Annotated in this window: 16 protein-coding genes; 13 read left to right on the forward strand and 3 right to left on the reverse strand. The window is 63.3% G+C overall.

Annotated elements, in window-relative coordinates; all coding sequences use genetic code 11:
• Positions 1–167 precede the first annotated feature (167 nt).
• Positions 168–989 (reverse strand): pyruvate, water dikinase regulatory protein, encoded by an 822-nt coding sequence (locus EOA16_RS30070; protein WP_127261378.1) that lies wholly within the window; start codon positions 987–989, stop codon positions 168–170.
• Positions 990–1,394: 405 nt separating this feature from the next.
• On the opposite strand from EOA16_RS30070, the gene hemE reads away from it, so the two are divergent.
• The 3 genes from hemE to rho all read left to right on the forward strand — a co-directional run bounded on the left by hemE (position 1,395) and on the right by rho (position 4,457).
• On the forward strand, positions 1,395–2,426 hold the full coding sequence (gene hemE / locus EOA16_RS30075; RefSeq protein ID WP_127261379.1) for a uroporphyrinogen decarboxylase: 1,032 nt from the start codon (positions 1,395–1,397) through the stop codon (positions 2,424–2,426).
• Complete coding sequence (gene hemJ / locus EOA16_RS30080) at positions 2,426–2,962, forward strand: protoporphyrinogen oxidase HemJ (RefSeq protein ID WP_127261380.1); 537 nt, start codon at positions 2,426–2,428, stop codon at positions 2,960–2,962. Before hemE ends, hemJ begins: the two co-directional genes overlap by 1 nt.
• Positions 2,963–3,191: 229 nt before the next feature.
• Entirely contained in the window at positions 3,192–4,457 is a 1,266-nt protein-coding gene (rho, locus tag EOA16_RS30085) for a transcription termination factor Rho (RefSeq protein ID WP_013528732.1), read from the forward strand.
• Positions 4,458–4,611: 154 nt separating this feature from the next.
• Here the strand turns inward: rho and EOA16_RS30090 are convergent, their stop codons facing one another.
• Positions 4,612–6,627 (reverse strand): thioredoxin domain-containing protein, encoded by a 2,016-nt coding sequence (locus EOA16_RS30090; protein ID WP_127261381.1) that lies wholly within the window; start codon positions 6,625–6,627, stop codon positions 4,612–4,614.
• Between the two features lie 61 nt (positions 6,628–6,688).
• Between EOA16_RS30090 and mnmE the strand changes: the two genes are divergently transcribed.
• The 5 genes from mnmE (at position 6,689) to EOA16_RS30115 (ending at position 12,612) form a co-directional block, all read left to right on the forward strand.
• Complete coding sequence (gene mnmE, locus EOA16_RS30095; protein WP_127261382.1) at positions 6,689–8,017, forward strand: tRNA uridine-5-carboxymethylaminomethyl(34) synthesis GTPase MnmE; 1,329 nt, start codon at positions 6,689–6,691, stop codon at positions 8,015–8,017.
• Between the two features lie 273 nt (positions 8,018–8,290).
• A complete protein-coding gene (mnmG, locus tag EOA16_RS30100) occupies positions 8,291–10,171 on the forward strand; it encodes a tRNA uridine-5-carboxymethylaminomethyl(34) synthesis enzyme MnmG (RefSeq protein WP_127261383.1) in 1,881 nt (626 codons plus the stop codon).
• Positions 10,168–10,800, forward strand: a complete 633-nt coding sequence (gene rsmG, locus EOA16_RS30105) for a 16S rRNA (guanine(527)-N(7))-methyltransferase RsmG (protein WP_127261384.1) — start codon at positions 10,168–10,170, stop codon at positions 10,798–10,800. Before mnmG ends, rsmG begins: the two co-directional genes overlap by 4 nt.
• A gap of 54 nt (positions 10,801–10,854) precedes the next feature.
• Positions 10,855–11,655: a ParA family protein gene (locus EOA16_RS30110; RefSeq protein WP_013528736.1), complete on the forward strand. Its 801-nt coding sequence runs from the start codon at positions 10,855–10,857 to the stop codon at positions 11,653–11,655.
• 69 nt (positions 11,656–11,724) lie between these two features.
• Positions 11,725–12,612 (forward strand): ParB/RepB/Spo0J family partition protein, encoded by an 888-nt coding sequence (locus EOA16_RS30115; protein ID WP_127261385.1) that lies wholly within the window; start codon positions 11,725–11,727, stop codon positions 12,610–12,612.
• A 499-nt stretch (positions 12,613–13,111) separates the two neighbouring features.
• Here EOA16_RS30115 and holA read toward each other — a convergent pair whose 3' ends face one another.
• Entirely contained in the window at positions 13,112–14,158 is a 1,047-nt protein-coding gene (gene holA, locus EOA16_RS30120; protein WP_127261386.1) for a DNA polymerase III subunit delta, read from the reverse strand.
• Between the two features lie 658 nt (positions 14,159–14,816).
• Between holA and EOA16_RS30130 the strand changes: the two genes are divergently transcribed.
• The 5 genes from EOA16_RS30130 to EOA16_RS30155 form a co-directional block, all read left to right on the forward strand.
• Complete coding sequence (locus tag EOA16_RS30130; protein WP_127261387.1) at positions 14,817–16,049, forward strand: 3-methyl-2-oxobutanoate dehydrogenase (2-methylpropanoyl-transferring) subunit alpha; 1,233 nt, start codon at positions 14,817–14,819, stop codon at positions 16,047–16,049.
• A gap of 3 nt (positions 16,050–16,052) precedes the next feature.
• Entirely contained in the window at positions 16,053–17,066 is a 1,014-nt protein-coding gene (locus EOA16_RS30135; RefSeq protein ID WP_127261388.1) for an alpha-ketoacid dehydrogenase subunit beta, read from the forward strand.
• A 1-nt stretch (position 17,067) separates the two neighbouring features.
• A complete protein-coding gene (locus EOA16_RS30140) occupies positions 17,068–18,453 on the forward strand; it encodes a dihydrolipoamide acetyltransferase family protein (RefSeq protein ID WP_127261389.1) in 1,386 nt (461 codons plus the stop codon).
• A gap of 239 nt (positions 18,454–18,692) precedes the next feature.
• A complete protein-coding gene (gene lpdA, locus EOA16_RS30150; RefSeq protein WP_127261390.1) occupies positions 18,693–20,105 on the forward strand; it encodes a dihydrolipoyl dehydrogenase in 1,413 nt (470 codons plus the stop codon).
• Between the two features lie 84 nt (positions 20,106–20,189).
• A partial coding sequence (locus EOA16_RS30155) for a transposase family protein (RefSeq protein ID WP_245456018.1) occupies positions 20,190–20,437 on the forward strand: 248 nt, incomplete at its 3' end.

Here is a 20,437-nt window from a genome sequence, read left to right on the forward strand (position 1 = left end):
TGGCAACTCGCGAACCTTCAAAATTGGCTGAGACAATCGTCCCTTCGTCATCCTAGGGCGAAGCAAGGAGCGAAGCGACGCGGCGCAGACCCTAGGATCCATGCCGTGACCTTCAATCTTCGCGGCGTTGAATGGTTTGGCAACGCATTACCCGACCCTTGGCCTCATTATCTCGTCTTCCCGCGCAGGGCAACGATGGCCGCCGCCGTTTCCTCTATCGAGCGGCGGCTGACGTCGATCATCGGCCAGCCATGGCGCGTACAAATCTTGCGGGCATAGGCGAGCTCTTCGCTGATCGCCGCGCGGTCGATATAGTCCGATGCCTCATACGAGCTGCTGTTGCCGAGGATGCGGTTTTGCCGGACGTGCGAGATGCGCTCGGCGGTTGCGATCAGCCCGACGATCAGCGGCTTGCTGGCGGCAACCAGGCTTTCCGGCACCGGCACGCCTAGGACGATCGGGATGTTGGCGGTCTTGATGCCGCGGTTGGCGAGATAGATGCTGGTCGGTGTCTTCGACGTGCGAGAAATGCCGATCAGCACGACATCGGCATCGTCCATGTTGAGCGGCAACTGACCGTCATCATGGTCCATGGTGAAATTCAGCGCGTCGATGCGACGGAAATATTCGGCGTCGAGAACATGCTGGGCGCCGACGCGGCGGCCGGCCGGGGTGCCGAGATAGGACTGGAACACGGTCAGCACCGGCTCCAGCACCGATACACAGGGCAGGCCCATGGCCGCGCAGCGCTCGTCGATGCCGCGCGCCAGCTTCTGGTCGACGACCGTATAGAGGATGATGCCCGGCTCCTCTTCGATGTCCTCGAACACCTTCGCCACCTGCTTTTCGGTGCGGATAAGCGGATAGATATGCTCGATGGCGCGCGCGTCCTTGTACTGCGCCGAAGCCGCCCGGCCGGCGGCGAGCAGCGTTTCGCCGGTCGCGTCGGAAATCAGGTGCAGGTGGAAGAAGCTCTGGGGTTTGTTCACAGGGGGTCACCTGGGGCTGTGGGCTTCTGTGGATAAAGCGGGATGAAAAGACGGGCCTGTCGGAGGCGACTGTATCAGATGGCAGTTTGTCCACAATTCGATGCGCTGTCAGCTTCGTCGGGCGACTGGGGACAAGTTTGGGGACGGCTTTTTTCGACTACGATCCATCCACAGGACCTGCCTTTCACCGCTGTGCCTAACACTTTGACTCGACTGATCGATTCCGAACTATCCCCAGAACCCTACATCTGGGAAAAAGAAGCACGCGACAATATGTTGGCTGGTGTTTTCCGGGGCAAAGCGGGACAGGTGACAACCACCAGAACCAACAGACTCTTAGAATCAGAAGAATCTTAGATATAAGAATCTTTGATTATAAAAGAGGCTGGGAGAAGCGAGCGCCCGATGCCCCAGAACCGGATCATGCTGGACGTCCTCAGGGGCAAGGCCCATTTTCCGCCTCCGCTCTGGATGATGCGTCAGGCCGGGCGCTATCTGCCGGAGTATAGGGACACACGCAGGCGAGCAGGCTCGTTCCTGGACCTCTGCTACGATCCCGACCTTGCGGTCGAAGTGACCTTGCAGCCGATCGAGCGCTTCGGCTTCGACGCCTCGATCCTGTTTTCCGATATCCTTGTCGTTCCGCATGCGCTTGGCCGTGACGTCCGCTTCGAAGAGGGCAGAGGGCCACTGCTGACGCCGATCACCGCGCCGGAGATTTTGGCTCTGGAAGGCAAGGTGTTTCACGTGAATCTCGAACCGGTCTACGAGACGGTTCGCCGGTTGCGGGCCAAACTCCCCGAAGAGACAACCCTGATCGGCTTCTGCGGCGCGCCGTGGACGGTGGCGACCTACATGATCGCCGGCCATGGCACACCCGACCAAGCGCCGGCGCGGCTTTTTGCCTATCGCGAGCCGGTGGCCTTTCAACGATTGCTGAAGGTGCTTGCCGAACATTCGGCCGCCTATCTCATCCGCCAGATCGAGGCGGGCGCGGATGTGGTGCAGATTTTCGATTCCTGGTCCGGCGTGCTGGACGATGAAACTTTCGATCTGTTCTGCGTTCAACCAATGGCCGAGATCGTTGGCAGGGTGCAGGCGGTTCATCCCGATGTTCCGATCATCGGTTTTCCCAAGGGCGCCGGTTCGCGCTACCGGACCTATCGCCAGAAGACCGGCGTAACGGCGCTGGGGATCGACTGGACGGTGCCCCTGATCGCGGCGAAGGAATTGCAGCGCTCGGGTGCGGTTCAGGGCAATCTCGATCCCTTGCGGCTCGTGGCTGGCGGCAAGGCGCTGTCGGATGGCGTCGAGGCGATCCTGAGAGCGCTGGGAGACGGGCCGCTGATCTTCAACCTCGGTCACGGCATCACGCCGGAGACGCCGATCGCCCATGTCGAGGCGATGGTGAAACAGGTGCGGAGCGCGACACGCTGATGGCTCGGATGAACAACACGAGCAGCACCGGCCAGGCGATGATGCGCATGACGATCGGCCTGGGTGTCCTGGTCGTTCTCACCGCGCTTTTGTATTTCGCGGCACCCGACAGTTTCTACCCTTGGGCCAAGGCGATCCATATCCTCGCGGTCATCTCGTGGATGGCTGGCATGCTCTATCTGCCGCGGCTGCTGGTCTATCACGCCGATGCCGAGAAGGGCTCGGTGCAGTCGGAGACCTTCAAGGTGATGGAGCGGCGCCTGCTGCGCGGCATCATCAACCCGGCGATGATCGTTACCTGGGTGTTCGGCCTGTGGCTCGCCTGGAAGGGTTTTGGTTTCCAGGGCGGCTGGCTTCACGCCAAGATCGGAGCGGTGCTTTTGCTGTCGGCCATGCATGGCTATCTGTCCGGCGCGGTGCGCAAATTCGCCGAGGACCGCAATGAAAAACCGGCCAGGCACTGGCGGATGGTCAACGAGATCCCCACATTGCTGATGATCGCAATCGTCATCCTGGTGGTGGTCAAGCCGTTCTGATGCATGTTGCTCAGTAACGGCCAGGAGACAGCGACAGGTTTGATACGTTTTAAGCCTTCATAGGTCACGCAAAACGCAGCTTGCTCTTTCACCCGACCGACGATAAAAGACGGGTCTTCCTTCCCGTCATGCGCCGCCCCTCGTTGTTTTCGGCCGCGCCCGGCATTTGTCGCATCCCGCCGATATTTTCCCAAAGCCTACCCAGACTCCATCTATTCAAGGTCCGTCTATGCAAGAAATGAAACTCGCCGAGTTCAAGAACAAGAAACCGCCAGAGCTGATCGCTTATGCCGAATCGCTCGAGGTCGAAAACGCCAGCGTCATGCGCAAGCAGGAGCTGATGTTTGCGATCCTGAAGAAGCTGGCCGCCCAGGAGATCGAGATCATCGGTGATGGCGTGGTCGAGGTGCTGCAGGACGGTTTCGGCTTCCTGCGCTCCGCCAACGCCAATTATCTGCCAGGTCCCGACGACATCTATATTTCGCCGTCGCAGATCCGGCGCTTTTCGCTGAAGACCGGCGATACGGTCGAAGGGCCGATCCGCAGCCCGAAAGAGGGCGAGCGCTATTTCGCGCTGCTCAAGGTCAACACCATCAATTTCGACGATCCCGAGAAGATCCGTCACAAGATCCACTTCGACAATCTGACGCCGCTCTATCCGACCAAGCGGCTGAAGATGGAGATCGAGAATGTGACCACCAAGGACATCTCGGCCCGCGTGATCGACCTGGTCGCGCCGATCGGCAAGGGACAGCGCGCTTTGATCAACGCGCAGCCGCGTACCGGCAAGACGGTTCTGATGCAGAACATCGCCCACTCGATCACCGCCAACCATCCGGAATGCTATCTGATCGTGCTTCTGATCGACGAGCGGCCGGAAGAAGTGACCGACATGCAGCGCTCGGTGAAGGGCGAGGTGATCTCCTCGACCTTCGACGAACCGGCGGTGCGCCACGTGCAGGTCGCCGAAATGGTCATTGAGAAGGCCAAGCGCCTGGTCGAACATGGCCGCGACGTCGTCATCCTGCTCGATTCGATCACCCGCCTCGGCCGTGCCTACAACACCGTCGTGCCGTCATCCGGCAAGGTGCTGACCGGCGGTGTCGACGCCAACGCCCTGCAGCGGCCGAAGCGCTTCTTCGGCGCCGCCCGCAACATCGAGGAAGGCGGCTCGCTGACCATCATCGCCACCGCCCTGATCGATACCGGCAGCCGCATGGACGAAGTCATCTTCGAAGAGTTCAAGGGCACCGGCAACTGCGAAATCCAGCTCGACCGCAAGGTGGCCGACAAGCGCATCTATCCGGCCATGGACATCTTGAAGTCCGGCACCCGCAAGGAAGACCTGCTGGTTTCCAAGCAGGATCTGCAGAAGATCTTCGTGCTGCGCCGCATCCTGGCGCCGATGGGAACCACCGACGCGATCGAGTTCCTGATCGACAAGCTCAAGCAGACCAAGACCAATGCGGATTTCTTCGATTCGATGAACACGTAAAGGCTTACCCTCCCCTTGTGGGGAGGGTCGATCCGCGCAGCGGAGCGGGGTGGGGGTCAGCACCGAGGTTGGGGGTTTAACCCCCACCCCGTCTCACGATCTACGCTTCGCTAGGATCGCGAGCCGACCCTCCCCACAAGGGGAGGGTGAGGCATTATCGCCGCAACAGCTTCTCCAACTCCTCAGCATCCGTCACAGCGGGAAGACAAACCTGGCCGGTGCAGAACCAGGCGCCCGCTTTATCGGTCGGCGGCAGGATTCCACCGGGCAGCAAGGGTCGATTCGCACCCGTACCGATCGGTACGACGATGTCGACGCGGCGTGGATCCGGACATCGATTCGCCACCGGAACGAGCTTTGGGCTCTCACGGGAATCGACGATGACGAGCTTCAGCGGCTCGATCGCCAGCGCGCAGGCGTTGACGATGCCCGCCTGGCCATAGGCCTGCTGCGCCGCGCGGCCGGCGGCATGCTCGGCGACCTCCCAGGCTTTTTCCTGCAGCTCGAGATCGCCGGTGACGGAGGCGAGGCGAACGAGCGCTTCGATGATCTGGCCGGTGGCGGACGGAATGGCTTCATCGACATCGCCGCGGATGCGGATCGGCACGTCGGTGCTGTCCGAAGCGGTCAGGTAATAGCCTGTCTTGTCGGTATCGGCGTGCCAATGATCGAGCTGCCCGATGAACTGGCCGGCCTGGTCGACATAGCTCCAATCCCCAGTGGCCTCAAACAGCGAGATCGCTGCGTTGGTCATGGCGGCATAGTCGCTGGACAAAGCAGGAAACAGTTTTCTGGCGCCGAGCATTGAATGCGGCAGACGGCCGTCGCGGCTGGCAGTGGTGATGTGAGTGAAGGCCTTTGCCGCCGCATCGATCCAGTCAGGCCGCGCCAGCGACCGGCCGGCCTCTGCAAGCGCTGCGATCATCTGGCCGTTCCAGTCGGTGAGGGTCTTTGCGTCAAGGCCGGGCCTAACCCGCTTTTCCCGGACTGCAAGAAGTTTCGCCTTGAGCGGGCTGATCTCTTCGCGATCGATCACATAGGACGATTGCTGGGACCGTGTTTGGCGGACAACCGGCTTGCCTTCCCAGCCATGCGGGCTGGATAGGGTGAAGTACTTGAGAAACAATGAGGAATCCTCACCGAGAGCGGCTTCGATCTCTTGCCTGCTCCAAGTGTAGAACAGGCCCTCCTCGCCGTCGCTGTCGGCGTCGAGACTGGCGGCAAAAGCGCCGCCGTCGACGCGCATTTCGCGCAGCAGCCAGTCGATCGTCTCTTCGATTCGCCCCCGGAACAATTCATTACCGTTTGCGGCATAGGCCCAGTTGCAGAAGCGGATCAGCTGGGCGTTGTCGTAGAGCATCTTTTCGAAATGCGGCACCAGCCATTCGGCGTCGGTCGAGTAACGGCTGAGCCCGCCGCCGATATGGTCGTAGATGCCGCCGCTGACCATCTGTTCGAGGCTGTTGAGGACGTCGTCGCGATGGCTGGCGTTGCCGTCGCGCAGCCAGGACAGCCACAGCGTTTGCATGAACGGCGCATTGGGAAATTTCGGCGCGCCGCGCAGGCCACCCAGATCACGGTCGACCATGCCGTCTATGCCCCTGGCCAATTCCGCCAGCGCATCGCGGTCGAGCACGGTTCTGGCATGCGAGCCGGCAAGCCGCGCCTCGACATGTGTGGCCAGGCCGTCGGCGCTCTGGTTGAGGCTCGCCCGCTTCTCGCGCCAGGCCTTGTCCACCGCCTCCATCACCTGGATGAAACCGGGGCGGCCATAGCGCGGCTCGCGCGGAAAATAGGTGCCGCCCCAGAATGGCTTGCCGTCCGGGGTCAGGAACATGGTCAGTGGCCAGCCGCCCTGCTCGCCCATCGCGGACAGCGCCGCCATATAGATCTGGTCGATATCCGGACGCTCCTCGCGGTCGACCTTGATATTGACGAACAGACGGTTCATGACGGCGGCGACGCCATCGTTTTCGAAGCTTTCATGCGCCATGACATGGCACCAATGGCAGGCCGCATAGCCGACCGAGAGCAGGATCGGCCTGTCCAGAGCCTTGGCCTCTTCGAGCGAAGCCGGCGACCAGGCCCGCCAGTGGACGGGATTGCCGCTGTGCTGCTGCAGATAGGGGCTGGCTTCTTCAGCAAGCAGGTTTTGCGCGGGCAGCGTCACGATGGGCAAACTCGGGTGGTCGGATGGGCGTGAAGCTAGGGCGGTTCGGTAGAGCGGGCAAATGATTTCAGGCGATTCCATCGTAGCGCTGTCGAGCGGCCGGCTTCCGGCCGGCGTTGCCGTCATCCGCATTTCAGGCCCGCAGACTCGATTCGCAGTCGAAAGGATTGCCGGAGGTATGGTTAAGGACCGCGTCGCGGTCTTGCGCAGGTTCACAGCGCCCGACAGGGCCGTGCTCGACACCGGCCTGGTCGTTTTCTTTCCCGGTCCGGCCAGTTTCACCGGCGAGGACGTCGCGGAATTCCATGTTCATGGCGGTCGTGCCGTTGTGGCCAAAATGCTGGAGACGATCGCAGGCCTTGACGGCGTCAGGCACGCGGAAGCAGGCGAATTCACACGTCGAGCCTTTCTCAACGGCAAGGTCGACCTGGTCGAGACCGAGGCTCTGGCGGATCTCGTCAGTGCCGAGACCGAGGCGCAGCGCCGCTTTGCTGTCCAGAATGCCGAAGGCGTTCAGAGCGAACTCTATCTCAGCTGGCGCCGCAGGCTGATCCATGCCCGCGCCATGATCGAGGCCGAGATCGATTTCGCCGATGAGGATGATGTCCCCGGTTCCGTTTCGGATACGGTTTGGTCCGATGTCAGAACGATGATCGGCGAGATCCACCGGCACATTGCTGGATATCACGCCGCGGAGATCATTCGCGACGGCTTCGAGGTGGTCATTCTTGGCGCACCCAACGCCGGTAAGTCGAGTCTGTTCAATGCCCTGGCGCGGCGGGATGCCGCTATAGTAACGGATGAGCCCGGCACGACGCGGGATCTGCTTGAAGTGACACTTGACCTCCAGGGGCTGCGGGTCAGGCTCACGGATACGGCCGGGCTGCGCGATGCGCCTGGCAAGGTCGAGGCGATCGGCATCGAGAAGGCGAGGGCTAAGGCGCATGGCGCGGATCTCTTGTTGCTGCTCAGGGATGTCGCCGATCCCAGGGCGATCGGACCGCTGCCGACCGAGGCGCCGATCTTGCGTGTCGGCACCAAGCTTGATCTGCTGGAAAGCCGCGCGGCGAGCGGCGCGGCGGAGGATGACGTTGTCATTTCGGTAAAGAACGGGACGGGCGTGGAGGAACTGCTGGCGGAAATCGGCCGTCGGGCGGCGGAAGCAGCCGGCAGTGTCGGCGATGTTTTGCCGTCGCGTCTGCGCCACGTCGAATTGCTTGGCGCGGCGAATAGCCACCTGCTTCGCGCAACCGACGGCCAGACTGGCGGGCAGGAATTGCGCGCCGAAGAGTTGAGGCTGGCGGCCGACCGCCTCGGCCGAATCGTCGGGGCGATCGATGTCGAGGACATGCTTGACGTGATCTTTTCGCAGTTCTGCATCGGGAAATGACTCACGTGAAACAATGCTCGCTGGGAGGGACCCGCGATGCCGGGATTTTGGCGAAGCGCCCGTGGATGACGAAGGCGGGATGCTCAGACCAGGTCGCCGCGCTGTGCCGGCGGCGTGACTCACGTCAAACGCCGGAGGCTTGATGACTCACGTGAAACACGCGCGATGGCAGACGCAATGCTGTTTCACGTGAAACTTGTTGCGGAGTTTTCTTGACAGCACTGCTTGGCGGGGACATGTGTCCCTCAATCTTTTGAGTCTGGGACGTTGGGAATGGCCAATCACTATGATGTGGTTGTGGTGGGCGGCGGTCACGCGGGTTGCGAGGCGGCCAGTGCTGCCGCACGCGCTGGTGCCAGGACCGCGCTGGTGACGCTGCGTTTCGACACGATCGGCGTCATGTCGTGCAATCCGGCGATCGGCGGGCTCGGCAAGGGTCATCTGGTGCGCGAGATCGATGCCATGGATGGCCTGATGGGTCGGGTGGCGGATGCGGCTGGCATCCAGTTCCGCCTGCTCAATCGCCGCAAGGGCCCCGCGGTGCGCGGCCCCCGCACGCAGGCCGACAGAAAGCTCTATCGCCTTGCCATGCAGGAAGCGATTCGGAACCAGAACGATCTCGAGGTCGTCGAAGGCGAGGTTCTGGACTTCGAGATCGTCGATGGGCGGATCACGGCTGTTCTCCTGGCCGACGGCAGGCGGCTTGCCTGTGGCGCCGTCGTTCTGACGACCGGGACCTTCCTGCGCGGGCTTATCCATATCGGCGAGGAGAAGATTGTCGCCGGCCGCATGAACGAACAGGCCAGCCTTGGCCTGTCGGCGACGATGGACCGTGCTGGCTTCAAGCTCGGACGGCTGAAGACCGGCACGCCGCCGCGGCTCGATGGCCGGACCATCGACTGGGCGTCGCTGGAAAAGCAGGCCGCCGATGAAGATCCGGTGCCGTTCTCGCTTATGACCGATCGCATCGAGACGCCGCAGATCGATTGCGGCATCACGCGCACGACCACCGCCACGCACGAGCTGATCCGCGCCAATCTCGGCCGCTCGGCCATGTATTCCGGCTCGATCGAAGGCGTTGGGCCGCGCTATTGCCCGTCGATCGAGGACAAGATCGTCAAGTTCGGCGACAGGGACGGCCATCAGATCTTCCTCGAGCCGGAAGGGCTCGATGACGACACGGTTTATCCCAATGGAATTTCGACATCGCTGCCTGAAGATGTGCAACTCGAGATCCTGAAAACCATCCCGGGCCTGGAGGGCGCAACCATGCTGCAGCCCGGCTATGCCATCGAATATGATCATGTCGATCCGCGCGAGCTGCGTCAGACGCTGGAGACGAAGCGCATCAGTGGTCTCTTCCTCGCCGGGCAGATCAACGGCACGACCGGTTACGAGGAGGCGGCCGGGCAAGGGCTGCTTGCAGGCCTCAATGCGGCGCGGCGGGCGGCGGGCAGCGAGCAGATCGTGCTCAGCCGCACCGAGGCCTATATCGGCGTGATGGTCGACGATTTAACCAGCCGCGGCATCAGCGAACCCTACCGGATGTTCACCTCGCGGGCCGAGTTCCGGCTGTCGCTGCGTGCCGACAATGCCGATGAGCGGTTGACGCCGCTGGCGGCGAAATTGGGCATCGCCTCGGCGCAGCGGATGCAGCGCTACGAACATGTCATGCAAGGCCTGGACGAGGCGCGGGATCTGGCGAAGTCGCTCACAATGACGCCGAACGAGGCGGCGCGATACGGGCTGGAGATCAACCGGGATGGCGTGCGCCGGTCCGGTTATGAACTGTTGTCCTATCCCGATGTCGATGTGGCATGGCTGGCTCGTGTCGATCCGCGCTTTGCGGACATCGACTGCAAGACGGCGGAGCGCCTCGAAACGGAAGCGAAATATTCGGTCTACCTGGATCGCCAGAAAACCGACGTCGCGCAGATCCGGCATGAGGAGAGCCGGCTGATACCGGAGACCATCGATTTCGCCGGGGTGCCGGGTCTGTCGAACGAGCTGAAGCAGAAGATGCAGGCGCGGCGGCCGCGTTCCATCGCCGACGCTCAGCGCATGGAAGGCATGACGCCGGCAGCGCTGGCGATCATTGTCGCGCATGTCCGGCATGCGGAGAGCGCCCAGCGCCCACAAAGGGATGTTGCGTGAGTTCACTATCCCTAGAGAGCCTGCAGGATGCGGCAGGCCCGGTTTCACGTGAAACATTCGATCGGCTGGTGGCATTCGAGCAGATGTTCCAGAAATGGAATCGCAGCATCAACCTTGTCGCGCAATCGACGTCTGGCGATGTCTGGCAGCGCCACATCCTGGACAGCGCGCAGCTCGGGCGCATAGAGCCAACTGCCACGCGCTGGGTGGATCTCGGCTCGGGCGGCGGATTTCCGGGCCTTGTCATGGCCTTCCTGCTTGCCGAGCGCGCTGGCGCCAGCATCGATCTGGTTGAAAGCAATCGAAAAAAGGCATCCTTCCTGCAGACCGTGGTCGGGCAGTTCAGCCTGCCGGCGCGAGTCGTGGCGCGCCGCATCGATGACAGCCATGCGCTTGTTTCGACACCGCAAATCGTCACGGCTCGGGCGCTGGCCTCGCTTTCGACCTTGCTCGACCTGTCGGCGCCATGGCTGACGTCAGGCGCGCGCGGCCTGTTCCACAAAGGCCGGGATTATCGCGCCGAAGTGCAAGAAAGCGTTAACCGGTGGTCCTTCGATCTGGTAGAACATCCCAGTGTGACCGACCCTCAGGGCGTCATCCTTGAACTGTCCAACCTGCGACCTGTCTGATCCGCGACGGGTCAGACTCTTTGGCGACCCAAAATGAATTTCTGGCATAGACCCATGATGAAGAATGGCCCCCGAATCATCACCGTAGCCAACCAGAAGGGCGGTGTCGGCAAGACCACCACCGCCATCAATCTAGCGACTGCGCTGGCCGCGATCGGCGAAAAGGTGCTGATCGTCGATCTCGATCCGCAAGGCAATGCCAGCACCGGCCTCGGCATCGACCGCAAGGACCGCACGGTCTCGTCCTATGACGTGCTGACCGGCGAGCTGGAGCTGGAGGCTGCGGCCATCCCGACGGCGGTGCCTGGCCTGTCGATCGTGCCGTCGACGCTCGACCTGCTTGGTATCGAAATGGAGATCGCCTCGGCGCCCGACCGGGTGCTCAAGCTGCGCAATGCGCTGCGCGCCGCGACCGAGCGCGGGGCGCCGTTCGGCTATGTGCTGATCGATTGCCCGCCGTCGCTCAACCTTTTGACTTTGAATTCAATGGCTGCAGCCGATTCTGTTCTTGTGCCGCTGCAATGCGAGTTTTTCGCGCTCGAAGGTCTGAGCCAGTTACTGGAAACGGTCGAGCAGGTTCGCCGTTCGATCAATCCGGATCTCACCATCCAGGGCATCGTGCTGACCATGTATGACGGCCGCAACAATCTCGCCAACCAGGTGGTGCAGGACGTGCGGGCACATATGGGCGATAAGGTCTACGAGACCGTCATTCCGCGCAATGTTCGGGTGTCCGAGGCCCCGTCCTACGGCAAGCCGGCGATCCTCTACGATTTGAAGTGCTCGGGCAGCCAGGCCTATCTGCAACTGGCGTCGGAAGTGATCCGCCGAGAGCGCAAGTTACGCGCCGCTTGATGAGGCTGGATGCATAGTTAAGAGCCGATTCGATACCGAAACGATCTGGAATAGCCAACTGGAATAAAGATGAGCGAAGACCTTTCGAGAAAGAGACTGGGGCGTGGGCTGGCGGCGCTGATCGGCGAGATCGATCGCCCAGTAGCGCCTGAAAAGCCTGGCATGAGCGCCGACGGCAAGGTGCCGATCGAGTTCCTGACCCCCAATCCGAAAAATCCGCGCCGGCATTTCGGCGACGCCGAGCTGACGGACCTCGCCCAGTCGATCCGCGAGCATGGCGTCGTCCAGCCGGTGGTGGCGCGGCCATCGCCGACACAGGCCGGCCGCTACGAAATCATCGCCGGCGAGCGGCGCTGGCGCGCCGCGCAGCGCGCCGGGCTGTCCGAGATCCCGGTCATCATCCGCGAGGTCAACGACCGCACCGCGCTCGAACTGGCGATCATCGAAAACGTCCAGCGCACCGACCTCAACGCGGTCGAGGAAGCACTTGGCTATCAGCAGCTGATCGATGAGCACGGCTACACCCAGGCCGATCTCGGCCAGGTGATCGGCAAAAGCCGCAGCCATGTCGCCAATACGCTCAGGCTCTTGAAGCTGCCGGAAGTGATCCGCGACATGCTGATCGACGGCGCGCTGTCGGCGGGCCACGCCCGCACGCTGGTGACGGCGGAAGATCCGGCCGGCCTTGCCAAGCGCATCGTCGAAGAAGGACTTTCGGTGCGCCAGGCCGAAGCGCTGGCGCAGATGCCGGCCGGCACCAGCAGCGCCAGGGAAGCCAGGCCCGCGCCAAGTCCTGACGAAAAGGACGCCGACACGCTGGCACTGGAAAAGCTGTTGACCGATACGATCGGCATGATTGTGTCGGTGGATCACAAGGGCAAGGGCGGCGTGCTGCGGGTGGCATATCGGTCGTTGGAGCAGCTTGATGAGCTGTGCCGCCGGCTGAAGCAGGATTGATGTAGTTAGCCGGCGAATTATCTTCTGGATTGAGCAAGGGCTGGCGATTGCCAGCCCTTCTCTTTTTCAGCGCTGATGATTGGCGAAATCGGCGAAGCCGCGAATCTCCCACCTTGAGGGGAGATGGCCGGCGGGATTGTTCCTGTCTTACAGCGGCGTGCGTTTGGCGAATGGCTTCCCCCACTCCGTCGCTGCTACGCAGCGCCACCTCTCCCCCCTCCGGAGGGAGAGGAAGGGAGCCAAGCTCGGCAAACTCGCGCCTTTCCTCTCCCCCGTCGATCGGGGGAGAGGTGTCGTGCGAAGCTCGACGGAGTGGGGGTCGACCTTTCACCAAAGCAATACCTCTCACTGGATTGCCGCTGACCGAGTTTTCGTGCGCGCAGGCCAGAGCGGGTCGGTTCGACTGAATGCGACCTCCTTGCGACAGATGGAGGCCAGCGCTTCACGCGCAACGACCCCTCTGTCGCCTTCGGCGACATCTCCCCCTCGAGGGGGGAGATCAGGCTCGCTGCGCCAGCCGGCTGCTCTCGACCGCTATGCCAAGCAGCGCCTGCCGTGCCAACGCCACGGAAAGATCCGGCCGCCGCCTGGTCTGCAGCACCGCCGTCTGCAGCCGGGTCAACGCGCGGCCGAGCGCGTCGGTGCTCCAGCGCTCCAGCGCCTTCTCGACCAGCTTGCGCCGCGAGAAGAACACCGGCGGGCGAGCGGCGGCAACGACCGAGGCGGCGTTGCGGTTGCCGGACTCCATCTGGCCGCGCATGACCTGGATCTGCTGCAACTGCCGCATCGCTGAAGACAGCACCAGGAAGGGCTGGCCGCCGGATTGGCAATGGCGGGTGAAGGCGGTATCGAAGTCGCCGATCTTGCCTTCGAGAAGCGCGTCGACAGCGTCGTCGAAAGAGGCGCCGGATACGTCGCCCGACATCGCCTTGACCTCCTCCAGCCCGATCTCGTTCTGGCCATGGGCGTAGAGCACGAGCTTCTCGATCTCGCCGCGCGAGGCCAGCCGGTCGCCGCCGAGATTGCGGCGCAGCGCCTGCCTCGCCTCCATGGTCATCGACATGCCGGCCTTGCCCAATTCGGCGTCGATGACGCCGTCGATGTCGCGCGCCTCATCGGCATAGCACGGCAGCGCCATGGCACTGTCCGCCGCCTCGACGATGGCGCGCAGGCCGACACCCTTCTTGAGGTCGCCGGCCTCGATGAGAATGATGGCATCGCGCGCGGGCTCCGCCGTCAGCGCCTTGACGTCGTCGGCCAATGCCTTCTGGCCGCTGGCATTGCGCACCCACAGCAGGCGCCGGTCGGAAAACATCGGCACGGTGCGGGCCTCGTCGAGCAGCCGGCCTTCGTCGCGGTCGACCTCCGAACCCTCCAGCCTGACCACTGAGAAGGGATCGTCAAGCGGCAGGCCGGTCTTTTCGGCAAAGGCCTTTGCCCGTTCGGAGACGAGGCCGCGATCGGGGCCGTAAAGCAGGACGATCGAAATGCGCTGGTCCGGTCGGGCCAGCCATCCGTCGACCTCGAAAGCTTTCTTCTGTCCCATGGGTGGTGGGTTAGCATGATGCGGGGTCGGCATCCAGCTTGGGCGAACGGTCGACCCCCACTCCGTCGAGCTGCGCTCGACACCTCTCCCCCGATCGACGGGGGAGAGGAAGGCGCGAGCTTGCCGGCCTAGGCACCTTTCCTCTCCCTCCGGAGGGGGGAGAGGTGGCGCTGCGAAGCAGCGACGGAGTGGGGGAAGGCGTTTGCCAAACGTGCGGCGGCAAGACAGGCACAACCGGCGAGCAAGAAAACTCAGGCAAGGCGGCAATCAGGTGGAAGCATTGCTTGATGAACGGTCGACCCCCACTCCGTCGAGCTTCGCTCGACACCTCTCCCCCGATCGACGGGGGAAAGGAAAGGTGCGAGCTTGCCGACCTGGCTCCCTTCCACTCCTCCCGACGGGGAGAGGAAAGGTGCGAGTTCGCCAACCAATCACCTTATCTGCCAGCAAACCCTTCCCAACCTTGCGCCAAATTGCGCGCGACCGCCCAACATCGACAAGAAATTTCGCGGACATATCTCCATCTTGGCGCGGGAGGCTGGATCGGCCGGCGCGGCCGGGACCGGAGGCTTGCCCGACGAATTCGCACTCGCCGCGCGGATATGTAAATATTCCCCAGGTCGACATTGGGGGCAGGCAACATTGGAGGACAAAGGTCATGGCCGATGCTGGGATGTTGCGTTTTCACGTTCCGGAACCGGAAGTGCGCCCGGGCGGAACGCCAGATTTTTCCAATGTGCCGATCCCCAAGGCCGGCTCGGTGCCGCGCCCTGAAATCGATGTCGATCCGCGCACCATTCGCGATCATGCCTTCTCGATCATCCGCGTGCTGAACCGCACTGGCGAGGCCGTCGGCCCCTGGGCCGGGCTGCTCTCCGATGAGGAGCTTTTGGCCGGCCTGCGCCACATGATGACGCTGCGGATCTTCGATGCCCGCATGCAGATGGCGCAGCGGCAGGGCAAGACCTCGTTCTACATGCAGCATCTGGGCGAAGAGGCTGTGGCTTGCGCCTTCCGCAAGGCGCTTGAACCCGGCGACATGAACTTTCCGACCTATCGCCAGGCCGGGCTGCTGATCGCCGATGGCTACCCGATGGTCACGATGATGAACCAGATCTATTCCAACGAAGCCGATCCGCTGAAGGGGCGGCAATTGCCGGTCATGTACTCGTCGAAGGAGCACGGCTTCTTCTCGATCTCCGGCAATCTGGCAACGCAGTACGTCCAGGCGGTCGGCTGGGCGATGGCCTCGGCTATATCGAACGATTCGCGCATCGCAGCCGCCTGGATCGGCGACGGCTCGACGGCCGAATCCGATTTCCATTCGGCGCTGGTGTTCGCCTCCACCTACAAGGCGCCAGTCGTGCTCAACGTCGTGAACAACCAGTGGGCGATCTCGACCTTTCAAGGCATCGCGCGCGGCGGCTCGGGCACTTTTGCGGCCAGAGGCCTCGGCTTCGGCATCCCGTCGCTGCGCGTCGACGGCAATGATTATCTCGCCGTCCATGCGGTCGCCAAATGGGCGGCGGAGCGGGCGCGCAGCAATCTCGGGCCGACGCTGGTCGAATATGTCACCTACCGTGCCGGCGCGCATTCGAGTTCGGACGACCCCTCGGCCTATCGGCCAAAGACCGAATCCGACGCCTGGCCGCTCGGCGATCCGATCGTGCGGCTGAAGAACCATCTCATCGCGCTCGGCGTCTGGTCGGACGAGCGGCACGCGCAGGCCGAGGCGGAAATCCTCGACACGGTGATCGCGGCGCAGAAGGAAGCGGAAAGCCACGGCACGCTGCATGCCGGCGGCAAGCCATCGACGCGCGATATGTTCGAAGGGCTCTATGCCGACATGCCGCCGCATCTCAGACGCCAGCGACAGCAGGCGGGAGTCTGAGCCATGCCGAGACGGACCATGATCGAGGCCATTCGCGATGCCATGGACGTGTCGATGGGGCGTGACGACAAAGTCGTCGTGTTCGGCGAAGATGTCGGCTTCTTCGGCGGCGTCTTCCGCTGCACGCAGGGCCTGCAGGCCAAATACGGCAAGAGCCGGTGCTTCGACGCGCCGATCAACGAATCCGGCATTGTCGGCTCGGCCATCGGCATGGCAGCTTATGGGCTGAAGCCGTGCGTGGAGATTCAGTTTGCCGACTACATGTATCCGGCCTACGACCAGCTGACCCAGGAAGCGGCACGCCTTCGCTACCGCTCGAACGGCGATTTCACCTGCCCGATCGTGGTGCGCATGCCGACCGGCGGCGGCATTTTTGGCGGCCAGACGCACAGCCAGAGCCCAGAAGCGCTGTTCACCCATGTGTCGGGGCTGAAGACGGTGGTGCCGTCCAACCCGCATGACGCCAAGGGGCTTTTGATCGCGGCGATCGAGGATCCGGATCCGGTGATCTTCCTCGAGCCGAAGCGGCTCTACAACGGTCCGTTCGATGGTCATCACGACCGGCCGGTGACGCCATGGTCGAAGCATGAGCTCGGCGAGGTCGCCGACGGCCACTACACTGTCCCGCTCGGCAAGGCGGCGATCCGCAGAGCGGGTTCGGCGGTCACGGTGCTTGCCTACGGCACCATGGTCTATGTCGCGCAGGCCGCGGTCGAGGAAACCGGCATCGATGCCGAGATCATCGATCTCAGGACGCTGCTGCCGCTCGACCTCGACACGATCGTCGCCTCGGTCAAGAAGACCGGGCGCTGCGTCATCGTGCACGAGGCGACGCTGACCTCGGGCTTCGGCGCCGAACTGTCGGCGCTGGTGCAGGAAAACTGTTTTTATCACCTCGAAGCGCCGGTTGCTCGCGTTGCCGGCTGGGACACGCCCTATCCGCATGCGCAGGAGTGGGATTATTTCCCCGGTCCCGCCCGCGTCGGCCGTGCCTTGCTTGAAACCATGGGAGCCTGAGATGGGCGAACACATCATCAAGCTGCCCGATGTCGGCGAAGGTGTCGCCGAGGCCGAGCTGGTCGAATGGCACGTCAAGATCGGCGACATGGTGCGCGAGGACACTGTGCTTGCCGCTGTCATGACCGACAAGGCGACAGTCGAAATCCCGTCGCCGGTCGATGGCGAGATACTGTGGCTGGGCGCCGAGATCGGCGACACGGTGGCGATCGGTTCGCCGATCGTGCGACTGAAGGTGGCGGGCGAGGGCAATGTTGTGGGTGGTGCGACGCCGGCAAAAGTCACGGCTGAGAGTACCCCCACCCCTAGCCCCTCCCCACAAGGGGGAGGGGGACGTGCCACGGCCTCGAAGGACAAAGCAAAGTCTACTTCGCCGTCATCGGAGTCCTCCGCAAAAAGTGCGCGAGCAGCGCAGCCCGAATCCCCCTCCCCCTCGTGGGGAGGGGCCAGCGGTGGGGGTACAGCGCCGACATCCGGAGTTGCCACGCCCGCCGGCGCACCGCGTCCCGAAGGCGAGAAACCGCTGGCTTCTCCGGCTGTGCGTCTGCGGGCAAAAGAGGCCGGCATCGATCTCAGGCAGGTTGCGGGATCCGGCCCGGCCGGCCGCATCGGCCATGAGGACATCGAGGCTTTCCTGGCACGCGGACCACAGGTCGCCAGGACGTCCGGCCTTGCCCGCAGCGACGCTGTCCAGGACATCAAGGTGGTCGGCTTGCGGCGCAAGATCGCCGAGAAGATGTCGCTGTCCAAATCGCGTATCCCGCACATCACCTATGTCGAGGAGATCGACGTCACCGCGCTCGAGGAATTGCGCGCCGCGCTCAACAAGGAGAAGCGCCCGGGCGTGGAGAGGCCGAAGCTGACTCTGCTGCCGTTCCTGATGCGGGCGATGGTCAAGGCGATCGCGGACCAGCCCAACCTCAACTCGCTGTTCGACGACGAGGCCGGAATCATCCACCAGCATGGCGGCATCCATATCGGCATTGCCGCGCAGACGCCGTCGGGCCTGGTGGTGCCGGTGGTCAAGCACGCGGAGGCGCGCGACATCTGGGAGTGCGGCGCGGAGGTCATCAGGCTGGCCGAGGCGGCCAAGTCCGGCACGGCGACACGCGACGAGCTGTCCGGCTCGACCATCACCATCACCTCGCTTGGCGCCATGGGCGGCGTGGCGACGACGCCGGTCATCAACCATCCCGAAGTGGCGATCATCGGCGTCAACAAGATGATGGTGCGGCCGGTGTGGGACGGCAGCCAGTTCATGCCGCGCAAGATGATGAACCTGTCGTCGAGCTTCGACCATCGGGTCATCGACGGCTGGGACGCGGCGGTGTTCATCCAGCGGATAAAGACGCTGCTGGAAACGCCGGCGCTGATTTTCGTGGATTGAGGGGAAATGATCGAGATGCCGGCGGGACAGCACCCCCCTCTGCCTTGCCAGGCATCTCCCCCTCAAGGGGGGAGATTAGGCGTCGCCAGGTTGGCGTCAATCTCCAATGTCGTAAGGCCCGGCGAAGCGCTGAAGCTGCCAATCTCCCCCCTTGAGGGGGAGATGTCCGGCAGGACAGAGGGGGGGCGCGAAGGATCACTACCGAGCGCATTCTGCGCGGCGACAACCAAGGTACCAACATGAAAGAAATCTCCTGCAAGCTGCTCGTCATCGGCGCCGGTCCCGGTGGGTACGTCTGCGCCATCCGTGCCGGACAGCTCGGGGTCGACACGGTGATCGTGGAAGCCGGCAAACCGGGCGGGACCTGCCTCAATGTCGGCTGCATCCCGTCCAAGGCGCTGATCCATGCGGCGGAGGAGTTCGAGAAGGTGTCGCACATGGAAGGCGGCAACAGTCCGCTCGGCATTTCGCTCACCGCACCCACGCTCGACCTTGCCCGGACCGTCGCCTGGAAGGACGGCATCGTCAGCCGGCTCAACAGCGGTGTTGCCGGCCTGCTGAAGAAGGCAGGGGTCAAGACCGTGCATGGATGGGCGATGTTTCGCGACGGCAAGACGGTGGCGGTCGAGACCGAGACGGGCGTGCAGGTCATCCGGGCTGAGACGGTCGTCATCGCCACCGGTTCGGCGCCGGTCGAGCTGCCGTTCCTGCCGTTTGGCGGGCCAGTGATTTCGTCGACGGACGCGCTGGCACTCGGCGCGGTTCCAGAAAAACTCGCGGTCGTCGGTGGCGGCTATATCGGGCTGGAACTCGGCATGGCGTTTGCAAAAATGGGCGCCAAAGTCACCGTGGTCGAGGCGCTGCCGCGCGTGCTGGCGCAGTATGACGCGGAGCTAACCCGGCCGGTGGTCAAGCGGCTCGCCGCGCTCGGCGTCGAGCTGATGCTGGGCGCCAAGGCCAAGGGACTGTCGTCCCAGGGACAGGCGGGCAAAGGTGACGCGCTGCTGGTCGAGACCTCGGACGGCAAGAGCGCCAAGGTCGCCGCCGAAAAAATCCTGGTCACGGTCGGCCGCAAGCCGGTGACCGAAGGCTGGGGGCTCGAGCAGATCGATCTCGACAGGACGGGGAAATTCATCCGCATCGACGACCAGTGCCGCACCTCGATGCGCGGCATCTTCGCCATCGGCGACGTCACCGGCGAGCCGATGCTGGCGCACCGGGCGATGACGCAGGGCGAGATGGTCGCCGAGATCATTGCCGGCCACAAGCGCAGCTGGGACAAGCGCTCGATTCCGGCCGTCTGTTTCACCGATCCGGAACTCGTCACCGCAGGCCTGTCGCCGGACGAGGCCAAGGCGCTGGGCGGCGAGATCAAGATCGGCATGTTCCCGTTCGCAGCCAATGGGCGGGCAATGACGAAGCTGGGCGAGGATGGGTTCGTCCGTGTCGTCGCCCGCGCCGACAATCATCTGGTGCTCGGCATCCAGGCGGTCGGGCAGGGCGTGTCGGAACTGGCGGCGGCGTTCGGCCTGGCGCTGGAGATGGGCGCGCGGCTGGAGGACATCGCCGGCACCATCCATGCGCATCCGACGCAAGGCGAGGGGTTCCAGGAAGCGGCGCTCAAGGCGCTGGGACACGCGCTGCATATATGAGGGGGCTCCTTTCCTCTCCCTCCGGAGGGCAGGGGAATCGCAGATAAGTTGATTGGCACTTGCCAAGCAGGAAAAGAGGGATTCTTGAGAGGCTTTCTCGTTGCAGAGGAGGCCGCGGTGCCGTTTGTTATGTCTATCCTGCGAGAGGTTCGTGATCCGCGCGATATCAATGCGCGGCATAATCTTGCTGAACTTCTGTTCCTGGCGCTTGCAGCGACACTGTGCGGTGCCAAAAGCTGTGTGGACATTGCTGAATTCGTGGAGGGCCGGGAAGACGAGTTGAAAGAGATCGTCGAGCTGAAGCATGGGTGTCCGAGCCACGACACCTTCAG

The sequence above is a fragment of the Mesorhizobium sp. M7A.F.Ca.US.008.03.1.1 genome (assembly GCF_003997495.1).
GTDB lineage: Bacteria > Pseudomonadota > Alphaproteobacteria > Rhizobiales > Rhizobiaceae > Mesorhizobium.

Excerpts from the sequence above, each read along its gene's own strand:
- EOA16_RS30140 (WP_127261389.1), top strand. The coding sequence starts at position 17,068 with ATGGGCGAACACATCATCAAGCTGCCCGATGTCGGCGAAGGTGTCGCC.
- holA (WP_127261386.1), bottom strand. The coding sequence starts at position 14,158 with ATGGGACAGAAGAAAGCTTTCGAGGTCGACGGATGGCTGGCCCGACCG.
- EOA16_RS30130 (WP_127261387.1), top strand. The coding sequence starts at position 14,817 with ATGGCCGATGCTGGGATGTTGCGTTTTCACGTTCCGGAACCGGAAGTG.
- EOA16_RS30110 (WP_013528736.1), top strand. The coding sequence starts at position 10,855 with ATGATGAAGAATGGCCCCCGAATCATCACCGTAGCCAACCAGAAGGGC.
- mnmE (WP_127261382.1), top strand. The coding sequence starts at position 6,689 with ATGATTTCAGGCGATTCCATCGTAGCGCTGTCGAGCGGCCGGCTTCCG.
- hemJ (WP_127261380.1), top strand. The coding sequence starts at position 2,426 with ATGGCTCGGATGAACAACACGAGCAGCACCGGCCAGGCGATGATGCGC.
- EOA16_RS30135 (WP_127261388.1), top strand. The coding sequence starts at position 16,053 with ATGCCGAGACGGACCATGATCGAGGCCATTCGCGATGCCATGGACGTG.
- EOA16_RS30115 (WP_127261385.1), top strand. The coding sequence starts at position 11,725 with ATGAGCGAAGACCTTTCGAGAAAGAGACTGGGGCGTGGGCTGGCGGCG.
- rho (WP_013528732.1), top strand. The coding sequence starts at position 3,192 with ATGCAAGAAATGAAACTCGCCGAGTTCAAGAACAAGAAACCGCCAGAG.
- mnmG (WP_127261383.1), top strand. The coding sequence starts at position 8,291 with ATGGCCAATCACTATGATGTGGTTGTGGTGGGCGGCGGTCACGCGGGT.
- lpdA (WP_127261390.1), top strand. The coding sequence starts at position 18,693 with ATGAAAGAAATCTCCTGCAAGCTGCTCGTCATCGGCGCCGGTCCCGGT.
- hemE (WP_127261379.1), top strand. The coding sequence starts at position 1,395 with ATGCCCCAGAACCGGATCATGCTGGACGTCCTCAGGGGCAAGGCCCAT.